This is a genomic window from Prevotella sp. P5-108 (genome assembly GCF_002251385.1).
In the GTDB taxonomy this organism is placed as follows: Bacteria; Bacteroidota; Bacteroidia; order Bacteroidales; family Bacteroidaceae; genus Prevotella.
Map to the genome: position 1 here is coordinate 79,453 of NZ_NPJJ01000033.1, position 17,932 is coordinate 97,384.

A 17,932-nucleotide genomic window follows, 5' to 3' on the forward strand; every position below is an offset into this window, starting at 1 on the left:
GAATTAATTAATAATTTAGAGTAACACATTATGAAAGAGATTAATGTAACAGGTCAGAAGCGTACAGACCTTGGTAAAAAAGCTTCTAAACATCTTCGTAAGCAGGGCATGGTTCCTTGTAATCTTTATGGTGAGGCAAAAGAGGACAACAAGCCTGTAGCTTTAGCATTTGCTGTAGCTATGAGCGACCTCCGCAAGATTGTTTACACTCCCCATGTTTATGTAATCAACCTCATCATCGACGGCGAGTCTCACACCGCAATCCTGAAGGAACTTCAGTTTGACCCCGTGACAGACGCCGTTATGCACATCGACTTCCTGGAGGTTAACGACCAGAAGCCTATCACTATCGGTATTCCTGTTCGCCTCGTAGGTCTGGCTCAGGGTGTTCGCGATGGTGGTCGTATGAACCTCTCTATGCGCAAGCTCAACGTTACCGCTCCTTATCAGCAGATTCCCGAGCACCTCGACGTTGACGTTACCGCTCTCAAGATTGGTAAGAGCATCAAGGTTGGTGAGCTGAGTTTCGAGGGCCTTGAGATTGCCAATGCTAAGGAAGTTATCGTTTGCTCTATTAAGATGACCCGTCAGGCTGCTGCCGCCGCTGCTGCCGCCGCTCAGGCTTAATTGATAGCGAATGGACAAATTTTTGATTTGTGGTCTGGGTAACCCCGGTGCTGAGTATCAGGATACCCGACACAATACAGGTTTTATGGTATTGGACGCTTTTGCTAAGGCGTCCAATATTGTTTTTGAGGATAAGCGTTATGGTTTCGTGGCAGAGACATCGATTAAGGGACGCAAGGTTTTTCTGCTCAAGCCCACCACCTTCATGAACCTCAGCGGCAACGCAGTGCGCTACTGGCTGAACAAGGAGAACATCGACCAGAAGCGGTTGCTCGTCATCTCCGACGACGTCGCCCTGCCCGTAGGCGCCTTCCGTCTGAAGGCCAACGGCAGCAACGGCGGCCACAACGGACTGGGGCATATCCAGCAGCTCATTGGCCAGGACTATCCCCGCTTGCGCATGGGAATCGGCGGAGACTATCCCCGTGGCGCCCAGGTCGATTGGGTACTGGGCCGATTCTCCGATGACGACCTGCTCAAGCTCAAGCCCAGCATCGACATTGCCGTCGACATCATCAAGAGCTTTGTGCTGGCTGGTATCGACATCACCATGAACCAATACAACAAACTGGGAAAGAAATGAAAACCGAGGCACGTATAGACAAGTGGCTGTGGGCTGCGCGCATATACAAGACACGCAGCATAGCCGTCGACGCTATCAAGAACGGACGCGTCACCATCGATGGCATCAATGTCAAGCCGGCACGCATGGTCAAGGCTGGCGATGTGGTGTCGGTGCGCAAACCGCCCATCACCTATTCGTTCAAGATACTCCAGCCCATCGAGCAGCGCGTGGGGGCCAAGCTCATTCCCGAGATTTACGAGAATGTCACCGACCCCAAGCAGTACGAGCTGCTGGAGATGAGCCGCATCAGCGGATTTGTCGACAGAGCGCGCGGAACCGGACGCCCCACCAAGAAAGACCGACGTGCCATGGACGCCTTTGTCGACCCGGCATTGTTGGACTTCGACGATATTGATGACGACTTTGATTGGGGCAACGACGATGAAGCATAATCTTGCCATCTTTGTATCTGGCAGTGGTACCAACTGCGAGAACATCATCCGACATTTCGCCCACCATCCCGAGGTCAACGTGGCGCTGGTGGTGAGCAGCAGTGCCAAGGCCGGAGCTTTGGCGCGTGTAGAGCCTTATGGCATCCCTACCCTCGTGGTCAATAGAGAAGAACTGGCAAGTCCGCAGTTTGTCCGTATGTTGCAGACCGACTATCACGTCACCTTCATTGTCCTCGCCGGATTTCTCTCGCTCATTCCCGAGACGCTCACTACCGCTTACGCCCACCGCATGATTAACATCCATCCTGCCCTTCTGCCCCGTTATGGTGGCAAAGGCATGTATGGACGCCATGTCCACGAGGCTGTGAAGGCTGCCGGAGACACCGAGACCGGCATGACCATCCACTGGGTGAGTGACGAGATAGACGGCGGAGCCATCATCAGCCAGTTTTCCACCCCGCTCCTGCCCACCGACACCGTCGACGACATCGCCCGCAAGGAACACGAGCTCGAGATGCAGCACTTCCCAGCCGAGATAGAGCGCATCCTGGGCACCCTCGACACCTTATTATAATATATATAGGTGATGGCCGACACTCTCGAACTGCTGCTACTCGCCGTAGCCCTCGCCATGGACTGCTTCACGGTCTCCACCGTGTGTGGCGTCATCCTGCGCCGCCGCCAGTGGCGCACCATACTCCTTACCGCTTTCTTCTTCGGCGCTTTCCAGGCGTTTATGCCTTACATCGGATGGCTCGGCACCTCGCTCTTTGCCCGCCAGTTAGAGGCTTACGACCACTGGATAGCCTTCTCACTGTTGCTGTTTCTCGGCGGCAAGATGATACACGAGTCCTTTCTGCCCGAAGAGCGCCAGAGCTTCTGCCCCACATCGCTGCGCACCCAGCTGGTACTGGCGGTAGCCACCAGCATCGACGCCCTTGCCATAGGCATCTCGTTTGCCTGTACCGGCTATCGCTCGTCGGTCGATCTGGCAGAACCTCTGACCATCATCGGACTCGTCTCCGCGCTTTTCTCGGTCATCGGCTATCTGCTCGGCATCCGTTTCGGTTCGACCGTCACGCGGCGCATCAAGCCCGAGCTCTTGGGCGGCCTCATCCTGATAGCCATAGGCGTCAAGGTGCTCATCAGCCATCTCTACGGGCTGTAGGCGGTCATCCCTCATCCACCAACCAAAATGGGCTGCAACTCTACAAGACGTGAGTTGCAGCCCATTTTGTATGTCGGCCATCAGGTCAGATGCCCATGCCTGGCCCGCGGGGAGGCATACCGCCGGGAGGCGGACCACCATAGCCGCGACCACCCTGCGGACGACCCGGGGGCATATCGCCAGGAGCCATGTCTCCTCGTCTGCGCATACCCTGACGGGCGTTCTTGCCGCCAAACATATTGAAGCGATAGACCACATGGAGCATGGCATAGCTGTTGATGCTGTTATACCATGTATCGCTACGCTGGAAGGCGTCGATGGTACGGCTGAAGTTGCTCTGCTGGTGCAGCAGGTCGTAGAACTGGAGCAGCACGGTGAGGGGCTTGCCCTTGAGGAAGCCCTGCGATACCTGAGCGTTCCATATCAGCTCGTTGGTGTTCATCGAGTTGTCGTTATATCCACGGCGGCTGCTTTCGGAGATATTGGTAGAGAGTGCCGTACCCCAGGGGGTATTGAGGCAGAACGTGGCTCCATAGCTGAACTGCCATGTGTCGAGATTGCTCTGACTCTGCAACTGGTTGCGGCCGTGCATATAGTTGACCGACCCGTTGAGTTCTATCGAAGCCCATCCTTTACGATAACCCACATTGAGCTGTTCACGCAGATTCAGCGTGCGGGTGCGGTTTTTCTGCACACCGCTTGTACGGTCCAGGGTGAGGTAGCTCACGTTGTTGGTAAATCTGGCATCGGTATTGGTATTGGTATACCACGTACCGGTCGAGTCGATAGAGGTGTTGTAGAGCAGTCCTCCGCCGATGCTCCAGTTGCCGTTGATGTTCTCCGGACGGCTGGTGCGCCCGCCAGTCACCTCGTCATAGGTCACCATATTGCTTATCGAGTTGCGCACAGTCTGAAACGACAGATTGGCATTGACAAACTGCGAACGCTTGGTGATGAAGTTGTTGTAGAAGAGATTGAAGTCATTGGTAAACGAGGGCTTCAGTCCGGGGTTACCCTTAGAGATGTCGAGCGGGTTGCTGTCGTCGGTGATGTCGAGCAGCTGACTCATGCTGGGCTGGCTCGTAGTGCCGCGATAGCGTATGCGCAACTGGTGCTGGCGGTTGAAGCGGTAGCGCAAATCAAATGTAGGAGACAGATTGGTCACCGTGCGCACCGTGTCGACATGCACTCCCTGATAGTCCTGGATATACTTCGAACGCTGGGGCTGCACCATAAATCCGGCGTTGAGCTGATACTTGCTCTTGATGAGCCTGAAGGTCAGGTTCATCTCGTGGATATAGTTGTTGTATTCCGAGTAGCGGCTCAGCGTCTGGTCGAGATAGTCGGGCAGCGTGCCGGGCAGCAGGTTGAGATAGTCGCCCCAACCGCGGTACTCGGGGTTGACGCCGTCAAAGACGCTGCTGCTCAGTCTGCTGAAGTCGTAGGTAGAGCGGTCGCTCTTGCTGTGGTTGTATCTGAAGTTGTAGCGCAGCTGCAGGAAGGCGCCCTTGAAGAGGGGTTCGGTGAAGGTCGCCGACAGCCGGTAGTTGTAGTTGTCGGTGGGCATCAGATTGTAGCGGTGGGTCTGATAGGTCGAGTCCAGACCCTCTGCGGTCTGCTTGAGCCACAGTCGGGTGGCATTGAGCGACATGCTCTCGCTGTCGCTTTCGCCGTAGCCTCCGCCCGCACCGAATGTGATGCTGCGTCCACGCGTGTTGAGCTTGCGGTTCACCTGCAGCATACCGCTCAGGTTCTTGCTGTTGCTGTAGTTTATCGAGTTGCTCTTCTGCGAGTTGACCACGATGCCCTCACGGCTTATCTCTTCCAGTTCGCTGTCGTCAAGCGGACTCTCTGAGTAGAGATAGGGGTCGGCATTAAACGATGCCGAGGTCGAGGTGGTCAGTCCGTCGCTCTTCGACCACGACAATGTGGGCCTGAACATGATGTTGGTCATCGTGTCGGGCTGCCACTCCAGTCTTCCCTGTACATTCCAGCTATCGCTGCGCGAGTAGTTCTGCCGTATACTGTTGGAGAAGGCACCAGTGGTATTGACGAAGTTCTCTGCCGAACTGCGTGTGAAGGCATCGCCGTCATTGTGGCGCCAGAATGCACTCAGGTCTATCTTTATCTTCTTGACTTTCTCGTAGTTATAGTTGAACCCCAGCATCTTGGCGGCGTTCAGACCCTGACGGCCGGCCCCGAAGCGGCCTCTGCCACCACCGGGGAAACCCATATCGTTCACGTTGTTGGCACTGCCAAACATCATGAACCTGTTTTTGTCGTCAAAGTATGCGCCCATGCCTCTCTCGGCATAGCGGCTGTGGTTGCCCAAACCCAGGTCTACATTGGCAAAGGTGCCGCGGTTCATGCCCTTCTTCAGTCCGAAGTCGAGCACGGTGGTCTCTTCGCCGTCGTCGACGCCGGTGATGCGCGCCAGGTCGCTCTTTTCGTCATAGGCCTTGATTTTCTCCACGATAGAGGTGGGCAGATTCTTCATGGCTATCTTGGTGTCGCCAGTCATAAACTCCTTGCCGTCTACCAGTATCTTCTTCACCTCCTTGCCGTTGTGGGTTATCTTGCCGTTTTCGTCGACCTCCACGCCCGGCAGCTGCTTCACCAGTTCCTCGATGGTCGAGCCTTCGGGTGTGCGATAGGCGGCGCTATTATATATAAAGGTGTCTTCCTTGACCGTCACCTTGAGTGCCTGCCCTACCACCTGGGTCTCCTTGAGCACCACGGCGTCGGTCTTCATCTCCATCTTGCCGAGGGCCAGGTTCTTGCCGTCGCTTATCACGATGCGCTTCACGATGGTCTGATAGCCTATACTTGATATACGCAGACGGTATTTGCCGTCTTTCTTGATGCGCAGTTTGAATACGCCCTGTTCGTTGCTCAGCGTACCTCCGGCATAGGTGCTGTCGGCATTGAGCAGCTGCACCGAGGCTTGCTCGATGGGCTCCTTGCTCTCGGGGTCAAAGAGTTGGCCCGTGACGAGCCGCTCTTGGGCCATCGTCATCGCCGACGATAGCAGCAGTAGCAGCAGTAGTAGCAGTGTCTTGTTCTTCATTGTTGTTTCGTATGTGTTGCTTTGTTAGTTTTTTGACGCCTCCACGGTCCAAAGGTTTAATCGTGAGCCTCATCATTTTTATGCACACTGTCAGCGGGATGTGCGCAAACGGCGACACTTTTATCTTAAAAACTCTTAATTGTTATCACTGTGTTAGATACTTTCTCCGTAGTTTTGCCTACTTTTGTCCTTGCTATACAAAAAGAGCATTATGTTATGAAACCAACCGATACACTATCCAATAAGCATCAGCAGGTAATCCTTACCACCGACCTTGAGCGCGACCTCACCATGGCGATAGCCGAGTGTGAGCACGACCGCATCTTTGTCATCGCCGACCGCAACACCCATGCCCACTGCATGGGCAGGCTCAGCACCTTCCGCTGTCTGCGCGATGTCATCACCATCACCATCGAGCCCAGCGACGCCCACAAAGACCTCACTACCCTCACCGCCGTATGGCAACAGCTTCAGGAGCATGGTGCCACGCGCCACTCGCTGATCATCTGCCTGGGCGGAGGCGTGGTGACCGACCTCGGCGGCATGGCGGCAGCCACCTTCAAGCGGGGCATCAACTTCATCAATATCCCCACCTCGCTGCTGGGCATGGTCGACGCCTCGGTGGGCGGAAAGACCGGCGTCAACTTCGGCGGACTGAAAAACGAGATTGGCGTCTTTGCCGAGGCACACTTCGTGCTGCTGTGCGCCGACTTCCTTGCCACGCTCGACGACGAGAACCTACGCTCGGGCTATGCCGAGATGCTCAAGCACGGCCTCATCTCTACCACCGCCCAATGGGCCAGTCTGCTGCAGTTCGACCTCGCCACGCCCGACTATAGCCTTCTGGGCAGGCTCGTTGCCGACTCGGTCAAGGTCAAGGAAGACATCGTGGCCCAAGACCCGCTGGAGCAGGGGCTGCGCAAGGCGCTCAACCTGGGCCATACCGTGGGCCACGCCATAGAGAGCCTGCTGCTGCAGCGCACCCCCATCCTGCATGGCTATGCCGTGGCCTACGGCATCGTGGCCGAGCTCTATCTCAGCGCAACCAGGCTGGGCTTCCCCGCCGACAAGTTGCGCCAGACGCTCCATTACATCCGCCAGTATTATGGTACCCCCGCCATCACCTGCGATGACTATCCGCAGCTGCTCGCCCTGATGCACCACGACAAGAAGAACACGGGCACCGACATCAATGTCACCCTGCTCAGCGATGTGGGCGAGATACACATCAACCAGATAGTCGGCGAAGAGGAGATAAGCGAGGCGCTCGACTTTCTGAGAGAGGGCTGAGCCGTCATTGCCGCCGGCATCTCCATGACAAGTCCTCATACCTTATACTTTCATCCCAGGATGAAACGACACTGCAGCCGCACCCACAGGTGCGGCTGTTGTTTTTCCGGCAGTTACGTTGCCGGCCGTCACAGCCCATACTGCTTGGAAGCCAGCATATTTCCGCACATCCCTCACCTGCTCCACGCCGTTACTGATGGTCACTGGCGGCTCGTAACATTTGATACGTGAGTCCGTATCATACGTCACGTGACCGCGCGTCATACGTTACGAGACCACGTGACTTATGATACGAGCCAGCCCACGCACCTTGCAGACCTCCATCTGCCCTCTCCCGCCTCGCTCTCTGCCGTCACGAGAGAGGGAGGGGGGCCAAATATGCAACCCGGTTGCAAGAAAATGTGCGTATCTTTGCACTATAATCATTACATATATGTTGAAAACAGGTTTATATTACTTATCGCTGCTGTCTATGGCAGCATGTATAGCGGCCTGCGGCCATCACGCCCATGCCGACGGAGAAGGAAGTCACGACCACGAGACCGAAGAGGCTGGCCATGAGGGTCACGGCCATGCAGACCAGGACCACGGCGACGAGATAATACTCGAACCCGAGAAGGCACGCGCTGCCGGCGTAAAGGTCGAGACCGTCAAGCCAGGCAACTTCCATGGCGTCATCCACACCAGCGGCAAGGTCATGGCTGCCTCGTGCGACGAGACCACCGTGGTGGCCACCATCAGTGGCCGCGTGGCCCACATGGGTCATGTGAGCGAAGGCCTGAAAGTGGCAGGCGGCACTACCCTCTTCTCCATCACCTCGGCAGGCATGCAGGTGGCCGACGGCGACCCTGTGCAGCGTGCCAAGATAGACTTTGAGCGTGCCGAGCGCGACTACACCCGTGCCCAGGCGCTGATTAAGGACAAGATTATCAGCGTGAAAGACTTCGCTGTGGCCAAAGCCGAATACGAAGCCGCCAAACTTACTTATACCAGCATGCAGAAGACCCGCAGTGCCGGCGGCGTAGTGGTCGCAGCTCCGCGCGGCGGATATATCAAGCAGTGTCTGGTCAACGGCGGCGACTACGTCGAAGCGGGCCAGCCTCTGGCCATCATCACCCAGAACAAGCATCTCTATCTGCGTGCCGAGGTGCCCGAGCGCCGCTTCAACGAGCTCAACAACATCCGAAGCGCCAAGTTCAGCACCAGCTACAGCAACCGCCTCTACGACATCAGCCAGATGGGCGGACACATCCAGTCGTATGGCCGCTCTGCCGAGGTCAACAACTCTTACATACCCGTAATCTTCGAGTTCAACAATACCGGCGACGTGGTCCAGGGCTCCTATGCCGACATCTACCTCATCACCCATGAGCGCCAACAGGTCATCACGCTGCCCCTGACAGCCATCACCGAGGAACAGGGCTTACACTATATCTATATACAGAAAGACGCCGAAGGCTATCAGAAGCAGGAGGTGACTCTCGGCGAAAGCGACGGCGAGCGCATCGAAATCAAGAGCGGTGTGAAGGCCGGCGACCGCGTGGTGACGCGTGGCGCCATACAGGTCAAGCTGGCCTCGGCTTCCAACGCTATCCCCGCCCACAACCATAACCATTAAGCCCACCTCTATACTGTAACATCATGCTGAACAGGATCATCAAGTTCTCGCTCGAGAACAGAATATTAATACTGGTCTTGGCTGTACTGCTGGTTATCGCCGGCCTCTATTCTACCGCCAAGACCGAGGTCGACGTCTTCCCCGACCTCAACGCTCCCACAGTGGTCATCATGACCGAAGCTGGCGGCATGGCCAGCGAGGAAGTCGAACAGCTGGTGACCTTCCCTATCGAGTCGGCGGTCAACGGCAGCACCGGCGTGCGTCGCGTGCGCTCTCAGTCTACCCACGGCTTCTCTGTCGTCTGGGTAGAGTTTGACTGGGGCACCGACATCTACCTGGCGCGCCAGATCGTGAGCGAGAAGCTCTCTGCCATTGGCGAGCAGATGCCTGCCAGTGTGAGCGCTCCCGTGCTGGGCCCTCAGTCGTCTATCCTGGGCGAAGTGCTCATCGTGAGCCTTACCAGCGACAAGACCTCCATGCAAGACCTGCGCACCTACGCCGACTGGGTTATCCGCCCACGGCTGCTCTCTACCGGTGGCGTGGCCCAGGTGAGCGTCCACGGTGGCGACATCAAGGAGTACCAGATACTCATCAACCCCGGCAAGATGAAGCACTTCGGCGTAAGCCTCGCCGACGTGATGGCCTGCACCCGCGGCATGAACACCAATACCAACGGCGGCGTGTGCTACAAGTACGGCAACGAGTACATCATACGCGGCATCACCTCGACCAACGATATCGACAAGCTCGAGGCCAGTGCGGTGAAGAAGAGCGGTGAGAGCGTCATCACCCTTGCCGATGTGGCCGACATACGCGTGGGCAGCCAGTCGCCCAAGCTGGGCGTGGCCAGCGAACGGGCTCACCCCGCCGTGCTGCTTACCGTGACCAAGCAGCCCAACACCAGTACGCTCGACCTGACAGCCCATCTGGACCATGCGCTCGACGACCTCAAAGGCAATCTGCCCGCCGACGTACATATCTCTACCAACATCTTCCGCCAGGCCGACTTCATCAGCAGCAGCATCGACAATGTGAAGAAGTCACTCATCGAGGGAGCCATCTTTGTGGTCATCATCCTGATGATATTCCTTGCCAATGTGCGCACCACCATCATCTCGCTGGTCACCATCCCCCTGTCGTTTCTCGTGGCGATGATAGTGCTCAACGCCCTCGGCATAAGCATCAACACCATGACCCTGGGCGGTCTGGCGATAGCCATCGGGTCGCTGGTCGACGACGCCATAGTCGATGTGGAGAATGTCTACAAGCACATCAGGCTGAACCGGCAGTTGCCCGAGGCCGAGCGCGTGCCCATCATCCGGCTGGTCTATGAAGCCTCGCGCGAGGTGCGTATGCCCATCCTCAACTCTACCCTCATCATCATCGTGAGCTTTGCGCCGCTGTTCTTCCTCAGTGGCATGGAGGGCCGCATGCTCATCCCGCTGGGCATCGCCTTTGTGACGGCACTCATGGCGTCGACGCTGGTGGCGCTCACGCTTACGCCCGTGCTCTGCAGCTATCTGCTCGGCAAGAGCAATGGCGAGATGGGCAAGGAGGCCTTTGTGGCAGTATGGCTCAAGGGGTATTACCAGCGGGCGCTGACATGGGTATTGGGCCACACCCGATGGGTGATAGGCTCTACCGCCGTGCTGCTGGTGGCGGCTCTTGCCACATTCTTCTCTTTAGGTAGCAGCTTCCTGCCCAAGTTCAATGAGGGCTCGTTTACCATCAACATATCTTCGCTCCCGGGCATCTCGCTCGAAGAGAGCGACTCCATAGGCGCACGGGCGGAGAGGCTCCTGCTGCAGGTGCCCGAGATAACCACCGTGGCACGCAAGACAGGCCGCGCCGAGCTCGACGAGCATGCACTGGGCGTCAACGTGAGCGAGATAGAAGCTCCGTTCAAGCTCAAAGACCGCGGGCACGAAGAGGTACAGAACGACGTGAGGCAGCGCCTGTCGGTGCTGGCGGGCGCCAACATCGAGATAGGTCAGCCCATATCCCACCGCATCGACGCCATGCTGTCGGGCACGCAGGCAAGCATAGCCATCAAGCTCTTTGGCAGCGACCTGAACAAGATGTACACCATAGGCAACCAGATCAAGAAGGCCTGCAAGGACATCGACGGCATCACCGACCTCAACGTGGAACAGCAGATAGAGCGTCCGGAACTCAAGATAGTGCCACGGCGCGAACTGCTGGCACGCAACGGCATCACGCTGCCCGAGTTCAACGAGTTTCTGGCTGTCAATCTGGCGGGCGAGACCGTATCGCAGGTGTACGAGGCGGGCAGAGCGTTCAACCTGGTGGTCAAGGCCGCCAACTACAACGAGATAAGCGACCTGATCATCGACACGCAGGACGGACGCAAGGTGCCTCTGTCCGATGTGGCCGACATCATATCGAGCGCCGGCCCCAACACCATCAACCGCGAGAACACCCAGCGCAAGATAGTCATCTCTGCCAACACCACCGGCAGGGCACTGAGCGACGTGGTGGCCGACATCAAGACTGCGGTAGACAACAATATCCAGTTGCCCGAGGGCTATCATATAGAGTATGGTGGACAGTTTGAGAGCCAGGAGCATGCTTCACGGGTGCTCTATCTCACCTGCACGATAGCCATCGCCATCATCTTCCTGCTGCTGTTCATGCAGTTCCGCAGCACGATGGAGGCCGGTGTGATACTGCTCAATCTGCCACTGGCGCTCATCGGCGGCATCTTTGCCATCATCTTCACCACCGGCGAGGTGAGCATTCCCGCCATCATCGGCTTCATCTCGCTTTTCGGCATCGCCACGCGCAACGGCATGCTGCTCATCACCGAGTACAAGCGGCTGCGCACCGAAGAGGGCAAGACCGTGAAGGAAGCCATCATCGAAGGCTCGCTCTCACGACTCAACCCCATACTCATGACAGCCCTCACCTCGGCGCTGGCTCTGGTGCCGCTGGCTCTCGGCGGCGACCTGCCCGGCAACGAAATACAGTCGCCCATGGCCAAGGTGATACTGGGCGGACTCATCAGTTCGACATTACTCAACGCATTTATCATACCTATCATTTATGAAAAGATATCTCATCGCTATTAGCGCCATGCTCGCTACGCTGACGGCAGCAGCCACCGGCACAGACAGCATCGGCGACATACTCAGGCAGATAGCCGCCAACAACCTGACGCTCAAGGCGCAGGCACACGAAAGCGAGGCCGACGTGCTGGACATCAAGGCCGACAACGCGCTGGGCGGCCCATCGGTCGAATACAGCCCTTTCTTCAAGAAGGGATATTCGGGCGTGGTCGAGAGCGAGCTCGTGGTCAGCCAGGAAATCAAGTTTCCTACCAAGTACAAGGATTGCAGCCGGCTCGCAGGCATGCAGAGGAATGCCGGCCAGCAGCAGCTGCTCAAGCAGAGAAGGGACATTCTGCTCGAAGCCGAGCTGATTTGCCTGGACATCATACGCCTCAACCAGACGCTCAGTATGCTCAACCAGCGCCTCACGAGCAGTGAGCAGCTGCGCAGTATGTACGAGCAGCGTATGGAGGTGGGCGACGCCAACATCCTGGAGCTCAACAAGGTGAAACTCGACGTCATGGAGGTGAAAGCCCTGGTGACCGAAGCGCGCAACGAGCGCATACTGCTGCTCCAGCAGCTCCAGCAGCTCAACGGCGGACAGGCCATAGAGGTCAACATGACCACCATGCCTGAGTTTGCAGCCATCACAGACTACAAGTCGTTTGAAGCGCTGGCGCTGGCCAACGACGCCGACATCAAGACAGCCGAAGCCTCACTCAAGACTGCCGAGATGGACATGAAGATACAGAAGAGCGAGTGGCTGCCCAACCTCACGGTGGGCTACCGCAGGAACACCGAGGAGGGAGAGCCTGTCAACGGAATGATGGTGGGCATGAGCTTCCCGCTCTACAGCAACAGCAAGAAAATCAAGGCTGCCCGTGAGCGCAAGCAGAGTGCCGAGATACAGGTGATGCAGTCGCGCCGGGAAGCCGAGGCCTCTATCAGGTCGCGCTACCAGCAGCTCAAGGGGCTGCAGCAGGTGCTCGACCACAGCGATGTCAAAATGATGAACGAGAGTATCGCCCTCTTTGCCAAAGCGCTGAAGCAGGGAGAAATCACCGCGCTGGTCTACTACGAGGAAATCAACAATATCTATCAGAAACTGCAACGCCACATCGACCTGCACTGCCAGAGCACCAAACTCCTGGCCGAACTGCACAAGAACGAGTTGTAACACGCCAGACACCACTATCGCCACAGCGGCTGCCGTCATCTGTAGAGTAGAGACGGCAGCCGCTGTTTGGTTTACTGGGGTGCAGGGGCCAATGATACAGGTCAATAAGACACCATGAAAACGAAGAAAGACACCGCGCCAGCACCGATGTGTGGACAAAAGATGATACCTTTGCAGTCGTTTTTAAGGACACTTACATTATTACCGTTTTAGCAACAACACTTATGCAAGTATTTACGTACAAACCCAAACTGGTTTCTACCCTGAAACACTATAACCGTAGTAAATTTATGCAAGACCTCATGGCTGGCATCATCGTGGGCATCGTAGCCCTGCCGTTGGCCATCGCCTTTGGTATCGCTTCGGGCGTAACGCCCGAGAAGGGCATCATCACTGCCATCGTGGCAGGCTTCATGGTATCGGTCTTCGGCGGAAGCCGCGTGCAGATAGGCGGACCTACAGGTGCATTCATTATCATCATCTACGGCATCATACAGCAATACGGCATACAGGGACTCACCATCGCTACACTTATGGCAGGCGTGTTCCTGATACTCTTCGGCGTACTCCGCTTGGGTACCATCATCAAGTATATACCCTATCCTATCGTGGTGGGATTTACGAGCGGTATCGCCGTAACCATCTTTACCACCCAAATCAAGGACTTGTTGGGTCTGACTATGGCGACGGTACCTTCTGACTTCACCGAGAAGTGGATAGCCTACTTCCACGACATCAGCACGATAGACTGGTGGACGGCGATGGTGGGCATAGTGAGCATCGTGATTATCACGCTCACGCCCCGATTCAGCAAGAAGATTCCCGGCTCGCTGGTGGCTATCATCGTGATGACTCTGGCAGCTCTGATACTCAAGCAGTTTTATGGCGTGACAAGCATAGAGACCATAGGCGACCGCTTCTCTATCAACAGCGAACTGCCCAGCGCCACCGTGCCCGCCCTGTCGTGGGATATCATCAAGAGCCTGGTGTCGCCGGCGCTTACCATTGCCATCCTCGGCGCCATAGAGAGTCTGCTCTCTGCCACGGTGGCCGACGGTGTGATAGGCCATCACCATGACTCCAATACCGAGCTCATCGGACAGGGTCTGGCCAACCTCGCCTCGCCCCTCTTCGGCGGCATCCCTGCCACCGGAGCCATAGCCCGCACCATGACCAATATCAACAACGGCGGCCGCACCCCTGTAGCCGGCATCATCCATGCGGTGGTGTTGCTGCTCATCTTCCTCTTCCTCATGCCGCTGGCGCAGTATATCCCCATGGCGTGTCTGGCAGGCGTGCTGGTGGTGGTGTCGTACGGCATGAGCGGCTGGCGCTCGTTTGCCATGCTGATGAAGAACCCCAAGAGCGATGTCAGCGTGCTGCTTATCACCTTTATCCTGACCATACTCTTCGACCTGACCATAGCCATCGAGGTGGGCCTCATCATCGCCTGTCTGCTCTTCATGAAGCGTATGGCTGAGACCAGCGATGTCAAGGTAATCATGGACGAGATAGACCTGACCGACGAGACCGACGTGAGACTGGAGAACAACGAGCACCTCACCATCCCCACCGGCGTGGAGGTGTACGAAATCAACGGCCCCTACTTCTTCGGTGCCGGCAACAAGTTTGAGGAAATCATGGCCAACTTCGGCGACCGCCCCAAGGTGCGCATCATCCGTATGCGTAAGGTGCCGTTTGTCGACTCTACCGGCATACACAACCTCACCAATCTGTGTATGATGAGCCGCAAGGAGGGCATACAGATTGTGCTGTCGGGAGTGACTCCCAAGGTAGAACAGGTGCTCGAGCACGCAGGCTTCTACCAGATTGTGGGCAAAGAGAACATCTGCAGCCACATCAACCTGGCTCTGGAGCGTGCCAAGGAAATCATAAGATAAACCGCCATCGCCCCCTGCTGGCGGGCGACCCACGCGCGTATATATAATAAGGTAAGGACTTGGAGTGTGACTGCTCCAAGTCCTTACCTTAATTATATATATAGACACCAGAAGGCTGCCGCAGGATAAAGGACTAAGGCTTCAGCCACTCGTCCTTGTACTGCTTGGGCGTCTTGTTCATGCTCTTTCTGAATACCATGATGAAGTAGGCGGTGTCGCTGTATCCGCACGCCTCTGCCACCTGAGCCACCGTCATGTCGGCGGTCTGCAGGAGTTCGCAAGCCTTTCGGATACGGCGCGAGGTGATATATGCCGCCGAGGTGAGGCCCGTATGCTGCTTGACCTTACGCGTGAAGGTGGCACGGGTGACCCCGAAGCGAGCCGCCAGGTCGGCGAGGTCTATGTCGCCTTCACCGATACGGCTGTCTACATACTGCTGCACCTCGTCGATGAAGTCGGGAGTGCGGTCGGTGGTCTCTGCCTGTCCGTCGGCATCGTCGACAACCGGTACGGAGCCAGCATACTTGTCGCGCAGCATACGGCGCTGCTGGAGCAGTAGACTTACGCGCACCAGGAGTTCGTCGGCACGGAACGGCTTGAGCAGATAGGCGTCGGCACCAGCCTGAAAACCCTTCATGCGACCCCGCACCGAAGAGTCTGACGACACCATGACGATGGGGATATGACAGGTAGCAGCCTGCGCACGCACACCCTCGCAGAGCTGATAGCCATCAACGACGGGCAACACGCCGTCGGTGATAATCAGGTCGGGCGCGGCAATTCTGATTTTATGCAGACCGTCTTCACCATTGGAGGCAAAGAACACCTTGTACTGATTCTTCAGCTGGTCGGCAACGTAGCGAGCCACCTGTGCCGACTCTTCGACGATGAGTATGCGTGGCTTGTTGTCGGCATCGGCTTCGACGACAGGGGGCATGTCGGCATCGGCAGGAGATAGAGCGGCAGGAGTGTGGAGGGTCTTCTGCTCGGTGAGGCGAGGATAGTCGTGGTCGCCATGACGCAGGGGGATGGTGATGATGAACTGGGCATACTCGCCCAGCTTGCTCTTCAACTTGATATCGCCACCCATAGCTCGTATGGCAGCCTGCACCGCCTGGATATTCAGCCCCACATGCATATAGATTTCAGAGGTATTCTTGCTGTCATAGGGCTTGAGCAGGTCTTTGACTACCTCGGGCGACATACCCTGGCCGCGGTCTTTGAGTTCGAGCCTGAGCATGCGCCTCTCGATAGACATGCTGATATAGAGGTCGGACTGGTTGTAGGCATGGTGCAACATATCGGTCAGCAGATTGCCAAGAATCTTGTCGACATAATCGGGCACGAAGTCGGCCTCTATCTTGTTGCGCTTGGAGGTCACCACAAGACGTATCTGGCGCTTCGCGGCCTCATGGCGATAGGCTTCGACCAGCATGCGTACATATCCCACGATGTCGTCGTGACACCACTGTGCCTCGTCGACGGGTCTGATGCTGATATTGGTGATGTCCACCACACTGTCTACCAGATGGAGCAGACGACGAGAGGCCTCCTGAAGCTGCGACACCTCGTCGCGTATCTGCTGGTTGTCGGTCTGCGACTCTATGGAGTTGCCCGCCGACTGGATGATGGTCACCGGTGTGCGCAGTTCGTGCGAGATATTGGCGAAGAAGCGCACACGGGCGTCGCGGAACTCCCTGTAGGCGGCAAGCGTGCGGGTGCGGATGCGCAGGAGGTAATAGGAGAACGCCAAGAGGACTATCATACCTACCATGATGAGCGTAAACACGAGCCATCCACTCTCCTGCTGCTTGCGCATACGGTCCATATCCTTGCGCACATAGTTGAGCTTGCGCGTATTGTCGGCCATGAGCTCGTCTATCTGCACATTCTGGATATCACCCAGTTTCTCCAGGTTCATCACCGTGTCGTTCCAGTTCTTGTAGTCGACATAGGCAGCGAGGGCTTTGGCTGTATTGCCCGACTTGCGATAAATCTGATAATAGAGCAGGGCTATCTGCGAGCGGTCGCCAGGCGAGTTGATTTCGTCGGCGGTCATCTTGGCCTCCTGCAGATACTCGATGGCGGTGGCGGTCATCTGTCGCTTGATGTAGACACGCGCAAGGCTTATGCAGGACCGCAGGCGGAGATAGCGGTCGGAGTGGGCCATCAGGGTAATATAAGCCTTGTCGTACTCGGCAGTGGCCTTGGCATAGTCGCCCCTATCCTCGTAGAGGCCGCCATACTCGATACGAATGAGCGCCATACCCACCTCGTCGTTAATGAGCTGTTTCTGCTCCATGGATTTCTGGAAATAGAACTGGGCAGAGTCGAGGTTGTTCTGGGCTCTGAACACTCTGCCGATATCAGAATAGTTGAGCGCCATACCAAAAGCGCTGCCCAACTTGATTTCGCCGGCAAGCGAGCGCCTGAAGTAGTCGAGGGCTGCCTTGTAGTTGCGGATGGTATAATAGATTTTTCCCAGACCGTTGAGTATCTTCAGCTGACTCTTGAAGGCCGCGGCAGTGGTGTCGCTCCACTGCTGGCAGTAGCCCAGACCAAGAGTCATGCTGCTGGTGGCAAGGTACATGGCACCCAGACGGCGGTAGTTGGTACCCAGTTCGTTGAGGGTATTGACAATTTCCATCGTGTCGCAGATACTATCGGCTACAGCCAGGCCCTGCTTGTGGGCAAGGATGGCGCGACCGAACTGGTTGTCTACACGATATGCCCTACCTAACCGCCGCAGCACGATAGACTCGCCCATACGGTTGCCCGACTGGCGGTAGACTTGGAGCCAGTGCTTCAGGTCGGTGGTGTCGGCCACCGCGTTCAACTTGCGTTCTATCTGTTTGTACTCAGGGGTATTGTATATAGGTACCGTTTTCTTGTCGCTACAGCCAGCAAGAAGCAGCAGTCCCAGAACCACCGAGAGGTAATAGATGGGAAGATATGGATGCTTGATGGGTCTCATACTTTGCCGTGTTCTGTTCTCATTA

At 56.6% G+C, this 17,932-nt stretch carries 12 protein-coding genes; 10 read left to right on the top strand and 2 right to left on the bottom strand.

Annotated elements, in window-relative coordinates:
• The first annotated feature begins 30 nt into the window (after nucleotides 1–30).
• Genes CIK95_RS06410 through CIK95_RS06430 form a run of 5 tightly spaced genes read left to right on the top strand, consistent with a single transcriptional unit; the run spans nucleotide 31 to nucleotide 2,812 of the window.
• A complete protein-coding gene (locus tag CIK95_RS06410; protein ID WP_094385926.1) occupies nucleotides 31–627 on the top strand; it encodes a 50S ribosomal protein L25/general stress protein Ctc in 597 nt (198 codons plus the stop codon).
• Between the two features lie 10 nt (nucleotides 628–637).
• Complete coding sequence (gene pth, locus CIK95_RS06415; RefSeq protein WP_022310801.1) at nucleotides 638–1,210, top strand: aminoacyl-tRNA hydrolase; 573 nt, start codon at nucleotides 638–640, stop codon at nucleotides 1,208–1,210.
• Complete coding sequence (locus CIK95_RS06420; protein ID WP_094388542.1) at nucleotides 1,207–1,644, top strand: RNA-binding S4 domain-containing protein; 438 nt, start codon at nucleotides 1,207–1,209, stop codon at nucleotides 1,642–1,644. The genes pth and CIK95_RS06420 overlap by 4 nt, the downstream gene beginning before the upstream one ends.
• Entirely contained in the window at nucleotides 1,634–2,218 is a 585-nt protein-coding gene (locus tag CIK95_RS06425; RefSeq protein ID WP_022310803.1) for a phosphoribosylglycinamide formyltransferase, read from the top strand. Before CIK95_RS06420 ends, CIK95_RS06425 begins: the two co-directional genes overlap by 11 nt.
• 12 nt (nucleotides 2,219–2,230) lie before the next feature.
• Nucleotides 2,231–2,812 (top strand): manganese efflux pump MntP family protein, encoded by a 582-nt coding sequence (locus CIK95_RS06430; protein WP_022310804.1) that lies wholly within the window; start codon nucleotides 2,231–2,233, stop codon nucleotides 2,810–2,812.
• 85 nt (nucleotides 2,813–2,897) lie between these two features.
• On the opposite strand, the gene CIK95_RS06435 is transcribed toward CIK95_RS06430, so the two are convergent.
• Entirely contained in the window at nucleotides 2,898–5,879 is a 2,982-nt protein-coding gene (locus CIK95_RS06435) for a TonB-dependent receptor (RefSeq protein WP_094466563.1), read from the bottom strand.
• 216 nt (nucleotides 5,880–6,095) lie between these two features.
• Between CIK95_RS06435 and aroB the strand changes: the two genes are divergently transcribed.
• The 5 genes from aroB to CIK95_RS06460 all read left to right on the top strand — a co-directional run bounded on the left by aroB (nucleotide 6,096) and on the right by CIK95_RS06460 (nucleotide 14,933).
• Nucleotides 6,096–7,169, top strand: coding sequence for a 3-dehydroquinate synthase (gene aroB, locus CIK95_RS06440; RefSeq protein ID WP_094466564.1), 1,074 nt, complete (start codon nucleotides 6,096–6,098; stop codon nucleotides 7,167–7,169).
• A gap of 472 nt (nucleotides 7,170–7,641) precedes the next feature.
• Entirely contained in the window at nucleotides 7,642–8,787 is a 1,146-nt protein-coding gene (locus CIK95_RS06445; protein ID WP_094466565.1) for an efflux RND transporter periplasmic adaptor subunit, read from the top strand.
• A gap of 23 nt (nucleotides 8,788–8,810) precedes the next feature.
• On the top strand, nucleotides 8,811–11,876 hold the full coding sequence (locus tag CIK95_RS06450) for an efflux RND transporter permease subunit (RefSeq protein ID WP_094466566.1): 3,066 nt from the start codon (nucleotides 8,811–8,813) through the stop codon (nucleotides 11,874–11,876).
• Nucleotides 11,851–13,032: a TolC family protein gene (locus CIK95_RS06455; protein ID WP_094466567.1), complete on the top strand. Its 1,182-nt coding sequence runs from the start codon at nucleotides 11,851–11,853 to the stop codon at nucleotides 13,030–13,032. Before CIK95_RS06450 ends, CIK95_RS06455 begins: the two co-directional genes overlap by 26 nt.
• A 224-nt stretch (nucleotides 13,033–13,256) precedes the next feature.
• Nucleotides 13,257–14,933, top strand: coding sequence for a SulP family inorganic anion transporter (locus CIK95_RS06460; protein ID WP_022310810.1), 1,677 nt, complete (start codon nucleotides 13,257–13,259; stop codon nucleotides 14,931–14,933).
• Nucleotides 14,934–15,066: 133 nt separating this feature from the next.
• On the opposite strand, the gene CIK95_RS06465 is transcribed toward CIK95_RS06460, so the two are convergent.
• Nucleotides 15,067–17,907, bottom strand: a complete 2,841-nt coding sequence (locus tag CIK95_RS06465; protein ID WP_094466568.1) for a helix-turn-helix domain-containing protein — start codon at nucleotides 17,905–17,907, stop codon at nucleotides 15,067–15,069.
• Nucleotides 17,908–17,932 lie beyond the last annotated feature (25 nt).

Excerpts from the sequence above, each read along its gene's own strand:
- CIK95_RS06410 (WP_094385926.1), top strand. The coding sequence starts at position 31 with ATGAAAGAGATTAATGTAACAGGTCAGAAGCGTACAGACCTTGGTAAA.
- pth (WP_022310801.1), top strand. The coding sequence starts at position 638 with ATGGACAAATTTTTGATTTGTGGTCTGGGTAACCCCGGTGCTGAGTAT.
- CIK95_RS06420 (WP_094388542.1), top strand. The coding sequence starts at position 1,207 with ATGAAAACCGAGGCACGTATAGACAAGTGGCTGTGGGCTGCGCGCATA.
- CIK95_RS06425 (WP_022310803.1), top strand. The coding sequence starts at position 1,634 with ATGAAGCATAATCTTGCCATCTTTGTATCTGGCAGTGGTACCAACTGC.
- CIK95_RS06430 (WP_022310804.1), top strand. The coding sequence starts at position 2,231 with ATGGCCGACACTCTCGAACTGCTGCTACTCGCCGTAGCCCTCGCCATG.
- CIK95_RS06435 (WP_094466563.1), bottom strand. The coding sequence starts at position 5,879 with ATGAAGAACAAGACACTGCTACTACTGCTGCTACTGCTGCTATCGTCG.
- aroB (WP_094466564.1), top strand. The coding sequence starts at position 6,096 with ATGAAACCAACCGATACACTATCCAATAAGCATCAGCAGGTAATCCTT.
- CIK95_RS06445 (WP_094466565.1), top strand. The coding sequence starts at position 7,642 with ATGGCAGCATGTATAGCGGCCTGCGGCCATCACGCCCATGCCGACGGA.
- CIK95_RS06450 (WP_094466566.1), top strand. The coding sequence starts at position 8,811 with ATGCTGAACAGGATCATCAAGTTCTCGCTCGAGAACAGAATATTAATA.
- CIK95_RS06455 (WP_094466567.1), top strand. The coding sequence starts at position 11,851 with ATGAAAAGATATCTCATCGCTATTAGCGCCATGCTCGCTACGCTGACG.
- CIK95_RS06460 (WP_022310810.1), top strand. The coding sequence starts at position 13,257 with ATGCAAGTATTTACGTACAAACCCAAACTGGTTTCTACCCTGAAACAC.
- CIK95_RS06465 (WP_094466568.1), bottom strand. The coding sequence starts at position 17,907 with ATGAGACCCATCAAGCATCCATATCTTCCCATCTATTACCTCTCGGTG.